7 protein-coding genes and 1 pseudogene are annotated in these 10,703 nt (G+C 71.5%); 5 read left to right on the forward strand and 3 right to left on the reverse strand.

All coding sequences use genetic code 11. The features are described 5' to 3' along the window. From ACTIR_RS27275 to ACTIR_RS0117845, 4 genes and pseudogenes are all read left to right on the forward strand, one after another. Positions 1–259 (forward strand): annotated as a pseudogene (locus ACTIR_RS27275) (hypothetical protein); the annotation flags it as partial. 150 nt (positions 260–409) lie between these two features. Further along, entirely contained in the window at positions 410–5,353 is a 4,944-nt protein-coding gene (locus ACTIR_RS0117835) for an NAD-glutamate dehydrogenase (protein ID WP_026455299.1), read from the forward strand. Between the two features lie 58 nt (positions 5,354–5,411). Further along, positions 5,412–5,894, forward strand: coding sequence for an acyl-CoA thioesterase (locus ACTIR_RS0117840; protein ID WP_026455300.1), 483 nt, complete (start codon positions 5,412–5,414; stop codon positions 5,892–5,894). A 25-nt stretch (positions 5,895–5,919) separates the two neighbouring features. Continuing rightward, positions 5,920–6,561 (forward strand): hypothetical protein, encoded by a 642-nt coding sequence (locus tag ACTIR_RS0117845; protein ID WP_026455301.1) that lies wholly within the window; start codon positions 5,920–5,922, stop codon positions 6,559–6,561. Positions 6,562–6,579: 18 nt separating this feature from the next. On the opposite strand, the gene ACTIR_RS0117850 is transcribed toward ACTIR_RS0117845, so the two are convergent. Then, complete coding sequence (locus ACTIR_RS0117850; protein ID WP_034240784.1) at positions 6,580–7,239, reverse strand: DUF305 domain-containing protein; 660 nt, start codon at positions 7,237–7,239, stop codon at positions 6,580–6,582. A gap of 148 nt (positions 7,240–7,387) precedes the next feature. Between ACTIR_RS0117850 and ACTIR_RS0117855 the strand changes: the two genes are divergently transcribed. Continuing rightward, positions 7,388–8,785, forward strand: coding sequence for an LVIVD repeat-containing protein (locus ACTIR_RS0117855; protein ID WP_026455303.1), 1,398 nt, complete (start codon positions 7,388–7,390; stop codon positions 8,783–8,785). An 89-nt stretch (positions 8,786–8,874) separates the two neighbouring features. Here ACTIR_RS0117855 and ACTIR_RS0117860 read toward each other — a convergent pair whose 3' ends face one another. Together ACTIR_RS0117860 and ACTIR_RS0117865 are read right to left on the reverse strand one after the other, a co-directional pair. After that, positions 8,875–9,273 carry a globin gene (locus ACTIR_RS0117860; protein ID WP_007024964.1) on the reverse strand — a complete coding sequence of 133 codons (399 nt, stop codon included), beginning with the start codon at positions 9,271–9,273 and terminating at the stop codon, positions 8,875–8,877. Positions 9,274–9,346: 73 nt separating this feature from the next. Further along, on the reverse strand, positions 9,347–10,351 hold the full coding sequence (locus tag ACTIR_RS0117865; RefSeq protein ID WP_026455304.1) for a mechanosensitive ion channel family protein: 1,005 nt from the start codon (positions 10,349–10,351) through the stop codon (positions 9,347–9,349). Positions 10,352–10,703 lie beyond the last annotated feature (352 nt).

The raw sequence follows: 10,703 nt of genomic DNA on the forward strand, positions 1-10,703 counted from the left end.
GACGGTGACGTTGTCGGCGGTGCCGTCGGACGGTCCGCCGCCCGGCGAGGCCCCCCGTTCCCGTGCCGGGGACACCGGACCGGAGGCGCCCCGGGATGATCCGCCCGCCGATGCGGGTCTCGCGGAGCTGCTCGCCCGTGCGCTGGCCGAGCACCAGGCCGGGACTTCCAGCGCCTCGGCGCTGGTCAAGCAGCTCGGTGTGGACGACGACCGGGATCACCACTCCGGGGTGAACGGGAGACACCGCGGCGAAGGGTGACGCCCACGCCCCCGCGCCGTCCACGGTCGTGGCAGAGTGGCCCGTATCGCTCACGACAGTGTGGTCACGCGAGGACTGTGGAGAATGGCGTTGTCTGACAGGAGCCCGGCCGGGGTGCCGGCACGAACCGGTAGCACACAGCGGACGATCGTGACGGCGGCACCGCCGACCCGCTCGACGTCCCCGTCGGCACCCCGCAACCCGGACCATCTCCGCGACCAGCTGGTCGAGGCCGCCGCCGCGCAGGCGCCGGACATCGCCGACCTGATCCGGCTGTACTACCGGCTCGTGCCCGCCGAGGAGGTCCTCTCCGACGATCCCGGCGAGATCGTGGGTGCGGTCCGGGCGCATCTCGACCTGGCCGGCCAACGCGTGCCGGGCCGTCCGGTGGTCCGGCTGTTCAACCCCGGCGCGGTGGGTGCGGGGTGGACGCGCGAGGCCACGGTCGTCCAGATCGTGACCGACGACATGCCGTACCTGGTCGACTCGGTGGCCGCCGAGTTGTCCCGCAGCGGGGTGCAGGTGCAGCGCATCCTGCATCCGATCGTGGTGGTGAGCAGGGACGTCACCGGTGCGTTGCGCCAGGTGCACCCGAAGGCCGACGTCGCCGACCCGCCCCCGGGCGCGATGGTCGAGTCCTTCATGTACCTCGAGATCGACCCGGTCAGTGACCCGTCCCGGACCCGCGACCTGGAGAACGCGCTGATCCGGGTGCTCGGTGACGTCCGCGAGGTGGTCGAGGACGCCGAGAAGATGACCCGGCAGGCCCAAACCGTGGCCGGGAGCCTGCGGGAGTGCCCACCCCCGCTGCCGGCCGGGGACGTCGACGAGGCCGCGGATCTGCTGACGTGGCTGGCGGCGGGGCACTTCACCTTCCTCGGCTACCGGCACTACGAGGTGGTCTCCGACCCGGAGTCGGACGGGGCCGTGCTGCGTCCCGCGCTGGCCTCCGGCCTGGGCGTGCTGCGCCAGGACAGCGACACCGCGCGGGCCCTGACCCGCGGGCCGGAGGCGGCGTCCGCCGTGTCGTCGGCGACGCTGCTCGTGCTCACCCACGCCAGCGCGCAGTCCACGGTGCACCGTCCGGTGCATCCGTACTACGTGGGCGTGCGCACCTTCGACGACACCGGCCGGGTCACCGGGGAGCACCGGTTCCTCGGCATGTTCACCTCCTCGGCGCTGCACGAGGACGTCCTGGACATCCCGGTGATCAACCACCGGGTGCGGGAGGTCATCCACCGGGCGGGTTTCCCGCTGGAGTCCTACTCGGGCGCGCGGATGCTGGAGGTCCTCCAGAACTGGCCGTTGGCCGACCTGCTCTCGGCCGACTCCGAGTCGCTCTACGCCACGGCCACCGGGGCGATCACGCTGGCGGACCGGCGGCTGCGGCTGTTCCTGCGCACCGATCCGTACGGACGGTTCTTCTCCTGCCTGGTGTTCCTGCCGCGCGACCGCTACACCACCCGCTCGCGCCTGGCGATGCAGGACGTGCTGCTCGACGAGCTGGAGGGGACCGGGCTCGAGTACAGCACCCGCCTCGGCGAGACGTTGCTCGCCCAGATCCACTTCACGGTGTACACGGCTCCGGGAACCGCGTCCGAACCGGACACCCTGCACATCCAGGAACGCCTCAACGAGGCGGTGCGTACCTGGGACGACTCGATGGTCGAGGCGATCCTCGCCGAGCGCAGGACGCGCGCCGCGGACGGCAAGGCCGTCACCCTCGCCGGTGAGGAGTCGGCCACCGAACTGGGTCAGCGGTACGCCTCCGCGTTCCCCGAGGCGTACAAGGAGGACTTTCCGGCCGACACCGCACTGGCCGACCTGCGCCGGCTCGAGGGGCTGAGCGGGCCCGACGACCTGGCGATGGCGTTCTACGTGCCCCCGGACGCCCTCGCCGGACAGCGCCGGTTCACGCTGTACCTGCGGGAGGGCGTCACCCTGTCGGCGCTGCTGCCGATGTTGCAGCACATGGGGGTCGAGGTGATCGACCAGCGCCCGTACGAGGTGCAGACCGCCGACGGGACCCGCTGCTGGATCTACGACTTCGGCCTGCGGATCGAACCCCGGTTGCTGGACGAGCTCGACGAGTGGGCCGAGAACGATCTCCGCGAGCGGTTCCAGGCCGCCTTCGCCGCGGTGTGGCACGGGCACGCCGAGAGCGACGGGCTGAACGCCCTGGTGCTGCGGGCCGGACTGACCTGGCGGCAGGTCGCCGTGCTCCGGGCGTACTCCCGGTACCTGCGGCAGGCCGGGACGCCGTACTCGCAGGCCTACATCGAGAGCGCCGTGCTGACCCACACCGACATCACCACGGCACTGGTGCGGCTGTTCGAGCTCCGGCTGGACCCGGCGGGTGACGCGGACACCCGGGAGGTGGAGACCGAGACCCGGGTCGCCGAGCTCGGCACCATGATCGACGCGGTGACGAGCCTGGACACCGACCGCATCCTGCGCAGGCTGCTCTCGGTGATCGTGGCGACGCTGCGCACCAACCACTGGGTGACCGACGCCGACGGCACGCCGCGGCCCTACCTCGCGCTCAAGCTCGACCCGCAGCAGGTCCCCGACCTGCCGGAGCCGCGCCCGGCGTACGAGATCTTCGTGTGTTCCCCCCGGGTGGAGGGTGTGCATCTGCGGTTCGGCGCGGTCGCCCGGGGTGGGCTGCGGTGGTCGGACCGCCGGGAGGACTTCCGCACCGAGGTCCTCGGTCTGGTCAAGGCGCAAGCGGTGAAGAACGCGGTGATCGTGCCGGTCGGCGCCAAGGGCGGATTCGTGGTGAAGAACCCGCCCGCGCCCACCGGCGACCCGGGCACCGACCGGGAACGGCACCACCGGGAGGGCGTGGCCTGCTACCGGATGTTCATCTCCGGGCTGCTGGACCTCACGGACAATCTCGTCGACGGTGTCACCGTCCCGGCACGGGACGTGGTCCGCCACGACGGCGACGACAACTACCTGGTCGTGGCCGCCGACAAGGGGACGGCCACGTTCTCCGACATCGCCAACGAGGTGGCGACCGACTACGGGTTCTGGCTCGGGGACGCGTTCGCCTCCGGCGGCTCCCGGGGGTACGACCACAAGGAGATGGGCATCACCGCGCGGGGTGCGTGGGAGAGCGTCAAGCGGCACTTCCGCGAGCTCGGCCTGGACACGCGGCGCGACGAGTTCACCGTGGTGGGCATCGGGGACATGGCGGGGGACGTCTTCGGCAACGGCATGCTGCTGTCCGACCGCATCCGTCTGGTGGCCGCCTTCAACCACCTGCACGTGTTCCTCGACCCGGACCCGGACCCGGACGCGTCGTACGCCGAACGCGCACGGCTGTTCCGGCTGCCCCGGTCGTCCTGGGACGACTACGACCGCTCCGTCCTCAGCGAGGGCGGCGGGATCTACCCCCGCAGCGCGAAGAGCGTGCCGGTCACCCCGCAGGTGCGGCGGGCGCTGGGCCTCGACGCGGACGTCACCAGCATGTCCCCGGCGGAACTGGTGCGGGCCATCCTGCTCGCCCCGGTGGATCTGCTGTGGAACGGCGGGATCGGGACCTACGTCAAGGCGGAGACCGAGACCCACGCCGATGTGGGCGACAAGGCCAACGACGCGGTCCGCGTCGACGGCGGGCAGCTGCGCACCCGCGTCGTGGGGGAGGGCGGCAACCTCGGCCTCACCCAACGGGGCCGCATCGAGTACGCCCGGGCCGGCGGCAAGATCAACACGGACGCGCTGGACAACTCGGCCGGGGTGGACTGCTCCGATCACGAGGTCAACATCAAGATCATGCTGGACGAGCTCGTCGCGGGCGGGGACCTGGACACCGAGGCGCGCAACGAGCTGCTGGAGAGCATGACCGACGAGGTCGGCGACCTGGTCCTGGCCGACAACTACCGGCAGAACACCGTGCTCGGGGTCGGCCGGTCGCACGCGGCACCCATGCTCTCGGTGCACCGCAGGCAGATCGCGGCGCTGGAGGCCAAGGGCGCGCTCGACCGCGAGCTGGAGGCCCTGCCCGACGACGCCGGGTTCACCGAACTGGAGAACGCCGGGGAGGGATTGTCCTCCCCGGAGCTGGCCACCCTGCTCGCGCACGTCAAGCTCGACCTCAACGACGAGCTGCTCGCCGGGGACCTGCCGGACGCCGAGGTGTTCGCGGGCAGGCTGCCGGAGTACTTCCCCGAGCCGCTGCGCCGGGACTACGGCACGGCGCTCGGCAGGCACCCGCTGCGGCGGCAGATCACCACGACGCTGCTGGTCAACGAGGTCGTCGACGGTGCGGGGATCTCCTACGCGTTCCGCCTGGCCGAGGAGCTCAACGCCACCGCCACCGACGCGGTGCGGGCGTACTCCGTGGTCACCGGCGTGTACGACCTGCACACGGTGTGGGCCGCGATCGCCGAGCTGGACAACGTCGTGCCCACCGACACCACCGACGCGATGGTGCTGCAGACCCGGCGGCTGCTCGACCGGGCGGCGCGGTGGTTCCTCACCAACCGGCCGCAGCCACTCGCGGTCGCCGCGGAGCGGCACCGCTTCACCGATGCCGTGACCGGGCTCGCACCCGTGCTGGGCGACCTGCTGCGCGGCGAGGACGCCGAGGTGGTCCGCCGGGAGACCGACGCCCTCACCGCGCAGGGGGTTCCGGACGGGCTCGCCCGGCGCGTGTCGCTGTTGCTGCCCAGCTACTCCCTGCTGGACATCGCCGAGGTGGCGGAACTGGCGGAGCAGCAGGGCGGGCCCACCGACCAGCGTGGTCTCGCCGAGACCGCCGAGCTGTACTACGCGGTGTCCGACCACCTCGGCATGGACCGGATGCTGCGCTCGGTGAACGAGCTGGAGAGGGGCAACCGCTGGCACGCCCTCGCCCGGCTCGCGCTGCGGGACGACCTGTACTCCTCCCTGCGGGCCATCACGCTGGACGCGCTGCGGCAGAGCGAACCCGGCGACAGCGCCGCCGACCGGATCGCGCAGTGGGAACAGGCCAACTCCTCCCGGCTGGCCCGGGCCCGGGTCACCCTCGACGAGATCGAACGGTCGGGCCGGATCGATCTCGCCACACTCTCGGTGGCCGCGCGGCAGATCCGGGGTACGGTGCGCTGAGAACGCGCACGCCGGTGGGTTCCGGTGTGCGCCGGTGCGTGCCGGGGGAGGAGTCGGTATGGGTGAGTACGTGGCCCACGTGCGTCCGCGGTGGTCGGACATGGACGCCTTCGGGCACGTCAACCACGCCCGGCTCGTGACGGTGCTGGAGGAGGCGCGGGTGCCGCTGCTGTTCGGCGGCGGTGCCGGTGCCGGGACCCGGGACGACGGCGGGGACGGTTCCGGCTCCGGCGCGGACGGCCCCGCCCTGGGGGAGTTCGCCCGCGGCATCGTCGTGGTGCGGCTGTCGGTGGACTACCGCACGCCGATCGTCGTCGACGGCCGGGACGTCCGGGTGGGGATGGTGCTCACCGAGCTGCGCAACGCCTCGTTCACGCTGGGATACACGGTGCACACCGGGCCGGGCGAGAGCGACCCCGTGGCCGCGACCGCCACGACCGTGCTCGCTCCGTACGATGTGGGCAACAACCGGCCGCGGCGGCTCACTCCCACCGAGCGGGCGTTCCTGGCCGAGTACATCCCGAGCGGACAACCAGCGTGACGGAGCCCGTCGAGGAGAACCCAGCGTGACCGAACTGCGTATCGCCGACCCCGCGGACCGGGACAGCCTCGCCGCGTTCGTCGCGCGGGCGGTGCGGCTCGACGGGCAGGCCGTCGTGCGGCTGCGGATGCGCACGGCGGATGTGCTGGAGGCCTGGGTGTCGACGCCGTTCGAGGTGCTCGTCACCCGGGCCGTCGCCGGTGCGGTGGAACCCGGCGACATCAGCGTCTCCGGCAACGAACTGCTCGCCGCGCTGACCGTCACCCCCGGTGCGTCGATGGACCCCGGGCCGTCGCGGGACCTGCTCTGGCGGTCGGAACTGCCGACCCACGGGGGCGCCGACTGGAAGGCGGTGGACGACCTCCCGGTGGGCGTCGTCGCCGAGCTGGCCGACCGCGGTGTGACGCTCGCCCGGGAGAACGTGGGGCCCCAGGGCACCCCGCCCGCGTCGTTGATGGACCAGACCGTGCTCACGGTGTCCGGTGCGGACCTCGAGGTGGGGGTGCCGATGCGGTGCCTGTTCGCGCTGTCCGGGATGGGGTTCGTGGACTCCTCGCTCACCGACGACGTGGTGCGGGTCTCGGCCACCGGCGGGTGGTTGCGGCTGGACGCCCGCTACGGCGCGGTGCTGCGCCGCAGGCACGCCCTGCTGCCGCTGCTGGTCTGAGCCGGCCACGGCCACCGGTCATCCGTCGAGCATCCCGTTCATGGTCTCGATCTCGGCGGTCTGGGTGGTGATCACTTCCTGCGCCATGTGCAGCGCGTTCGGCTCCACCCCGTCCGGCAGGTAGTTCTCCGCCATGGTCAGCGCACCCTCGTGATGGGTGATCATGAGTTCGAGGAACAGCCGGTCGAACTCCGCCCCCTCCGCGGCGCGCAGGGCGTCGAGCTGCTCCGGCGTGGCCATGCCCGGCATCCGTCCGTGCGCGTGGCCCTGTCCGTCACCGCCGTCGGCGCCGCCGGGGGCGTTGCGGTCCAGCCAGGCCCGCATGGCGTCGATCTCCCCGGCCTGGGCGACCGAGATCCGCTCGGCCAGGGACGCGACCCCGTCGTCGTGGACCCGGTCGGGCACCACGTCGGTCATCGTCACCGCCTGCTCGTGATGCGGGATCATCATGCGCATGTAACGGATGTCGGCCTCGGTGACCTCGACCTGCCGGCGCTGTCCGGTCGCGTTGCCGGGCTCCACCGTCCGCGCGGATTCCCCCGGGCCGCCCGGCACGATCACGCCGGGCGCGGTGCCTCCGGCGTCCGCACCGGTCCCCGCATCGCCCGTACACCCGGCCAGTCCGACCGCCACGGCGACGGCCAGCAACGGCATCCCCGCTTTCGAAGCACCTCGCATGCGGGTCAGCGAACCGCCGGGCGGGAGCCCGCGTCAAGATCCACGCCGGTTTCCCTGCGAAGAACCCTCCGTTCGTCGCTTTCGCCCGGTGATCGGCCGCACCGACAATTGCCTCTCGCCGAACAGCGGTGGGAAGGAGTGCGTCGCAGTGAGAACACGCGGACGTGGACGGTTCGGCACGATCGTCGCCGGGGTGACGGCGCTGGCCTTCGCGGGGGTCGGCGCCCCCGCGGCCGTGGCGCAGGACGACATCCCCGATGTCGACGAGGTCGTGCACAGCAAGAACATGCAACAGCGGGCCAACATCCCGAAGCAGGCGCCGTTCGATACGCAGAGTGCCTACGGGACCGACATCGCCTTCACCGACGACCACGCGATCGTCGGCAACTACGACGGGTTCGTCGTCTACGACGTGAGCAAGCCGCACAAGCCGCGCATCGTGAGCCAGGTGCTGTGCCCGGGCGGGCAGAACGACGTGTCCGTCTCCGGTGACCTGCTGTTCCTGAGCACCGACTACGCCCGGTCGGACGCCTCCTGCTCCAGCGAACCGGCCTCGGCGGCGGACGCGGGCTCGTGGGAGGGCATCAAGGTCTTCGACATCAGCGACCTGACCTCGCCCGAGTACGTCTCGGCGGTGCGCACCGACTGCGGCTCACACACCCACACCATGGTGCCCGCGCCCGAGCGCGACTCCGTGCTGCTGTACGTGTCGTCGTACTCGCCCGCGCCCGAGCTGCCGAACTGTCAGCCGCCGCACGACAAGATCTCGCTCGTCGAGGTTCCGGTGGACACTCCGGAGAACGCCGAGCTGGTGTCCGAGCCGGTGCTGTTCCCGGACGGCGGTAACCCGGGCAACGGCTACACCCGCGCGACCACCGGGTGCCACGACCTGACCGCCTACCCGGAGAAGGACCTGATGGCCGGCGCCTGCATGGGTGACGGGCTGCTGATGGACATCAGCGACCGGATGAACCCGCGGGTGATCGACCGGGTGCAGGACAACGAGAACTTCGCGTTCTGGCACAGCGCCACGTTCAACAACGACGGCAGCAAGGTCGTGTTCACCGACGAGCTGGGCGGTGGCGGGATGGCCACCTGCAACGCCGACGTCGGTCCCGAGCGCGGCGCCAACGGCATCTACGACCTGACCGGCCGCGGTGACGACCGCGCGCTGGAGTTCCGCAGCTACTACAAGATCCCGCGGCACCAGGCGGACACGGAGAACTGCGTGGCGCACAACGGGTCGCTGATCCCCGTGCCGGGCCGCGACATCCTGGTGCAGGCCTGGTACCAGGGCGGCGTGTCGGTGTGGGACTTCACCGACTCGGACAACCCGACCGAGATCGGCTACTGGGAGCGTGGCCCGCTCTCGGACGAGAACCTGATGATCGGTGGGCCGTGGTCGGCGTACTACTACAACGGCCACATCTACTCGTCGGACATCCAGAAGGGCCTCGACGTGCTGACGATCCGCGACCCGCGGACCGCCCCGGCCAACGCGGTGCACTTCGACGAGTTCAACGCCCAGACCCAGCCCTCCTACTGAGGGCCCCCGGGCGCTGATCCGGCGCACGCCGGGAACGGGCCGGGCCCGCCACTCTCCCCGTCGGGGTGGGTGGCGGGCCCGTTCCCGTGTCACTCGAAGCTGTTCATCAGCGAGTGCGCCGCCATCTCCAGGTACTGCCAGAGCTGGGAACGGTAGGGCTCCTCGATCCCGGACTCGTCCACGGCGATCCGCATCGCCCGCAGCCAGGCGTCCCGCTCGATCGGCCCGATCTTGAACGGCATGTGCCGCATCCGCAGGCGCGGGTGGCCGCGCCGGTCGGAGTAGGTGTGCGGGCCGCCCCAGTACTGCATGAGGAACAGCCGGAGCCGTTCCTCGGCGGGGCCCAGGTCCTGTTCCGGATACAGCGGACGCAGGACCTCGTCCTCGGCCACCTCGGCGTAGAACCGGGCGACGATCCTGCGGAACGTCTCCTCGCCGCCCACGGCGTCGTAGAAGGTCCCGGGGTCCGGTGTCGGGGCACTGCTCACGTCAGCCACGCCTCCATTCTGCCGTGCGGGCCGGTGGTCCCGGCCGGGTCGGTTCCGCCGTCCGGCCGCGGGCTCAGACCGTGCCGGTCTCCCCGTTGCGCGCCTGTGCCGAGGTGAAGAACCGACCCAACGGCGGTTCGACGCCCTCCCGCTCCAGGGCACGCATGATCTCCGCGCGCAGCGCCCGCTGCACGGCCCACTGCCTGCCGGGGCGCACCTTCATCGTCACCCGGAACTGGATGCCCTCGGCGGTGACGGTCTCGACGCCGAGGACCTCGGGCGGCTCCATCACGTCCGGCGCGATCGGCTCCCGCGCCGAGGCCTGCTCGGCCACCTGCTGCAGGAGCTCGGTGGTCTTGGGCACGTCGACGTTGTACCCGACCGGGATGTCCACCAGGGCGACGGCATAGCCCTGGCTGAAGTTGCCGACCCGGAGCACCTCGCCGTTGCGGACGTACCACACCGTCCCGTTCAGGTCGCGCAGCGTCGTGATCCGCAGTCCCACCGACTCGATCGTGCCGACGGCCTCCCCGACGTCGACGACGTCGCCGACGCCGTACTGGTCCTCCAACATCATGAAGATCCCGGAGAGGAAGTCGCGCACGAGATTCTGCGCACCGAAACCGACGGCGACGCCGACGATCCCCGCCGAGGCCAGGATGGGTGCCAGGTTGATCCCGAGCTCACCCAGGACCAGCACGAACGCCAGACCGAACACCACGAAGCTGGTCAACGACTTCAGCACCGACCCGATGGTGCGGGCCCGCTGCCGTCGCCGTTCCAGCACCACCGGTCCGAGCACCTCGGGGGCGTGCTCGCGCATCGGCTTCAGCAGCGCGGGGAGCCTGCCGTTGCCGTTGGTGTCCTCGGTCCGGGTCAGCCGGTCGATGATCCTGCGCACGATCAGCCGGATCAGCACGGCCCCGAGGACGATCAGGGAGATGCGCAGCGGTTTCGCCACGAGCCAGTCCGCCGAGGTCGCCAGCCACTCGTTGCCCGTGGCCCGCCACACCTGGGCGCACCAGGACCCCGCCGACTCCTCGACGCACGCGGGTGGCTGGGTCGGAAACTGTGTCACGTCCCGGGTACTCCTTCCTCCGGTGTGGGCCTGTCGTTCGCCGGGGCTCTTCTCGGCAGGGTCGGGGAACACGACCCGATCGGGTGATTTCCGGTGTCGCGGACGGTCGTGTGTACCCCGGGCAACCGTACTCGGGGCCGACTCCGTCCAGAACACGCGTGCGTTCCGGGTGCCGTGTGTGGTCGACTGGTACTCGAGCAGGCTGCACCGTGGAGGTGGTCGAGTGCCTGACCGACAACCCGGCCCCCGCGGCGTCCCGGTCCGGGATCCGTCCGGGCCGGCGCCAGAGACGACCCCGTGCCCATCGCGGCCGGAGGCGACACCGTGCCCGTCGCGGCCGGAGGCGCCCCCG

This window comes from Saccharomonospora iraqiensis subsp. iraqiensis (assembly GCF_000430445.1).
GTDB lineage: Bacteria > Actinomycetota > Actinomycetes > Mycobacteriales > Pseudonocardiaceae > Saccharomonospora > Saccharomonospora iraqiensis.

Excerpts from the sequence above, each read along its gene's own strand:
- ACTIR_RS0117840 (WP_026455300.1), top strand. The coding sequence starts at position 5,412 with ATGGGTGAGTACGTGGCCCACGTGCGTCCGCGGTGGTCGGACATGGAC.
- ACTIR_RS0117850 (WP_034240784.1), bottom strand. The coding sequence starts at position 7,239 with ATGCGAGGTGCTTCGAAAGCGGGGATGCCGTTGCTGGCCGTCGCCGTG.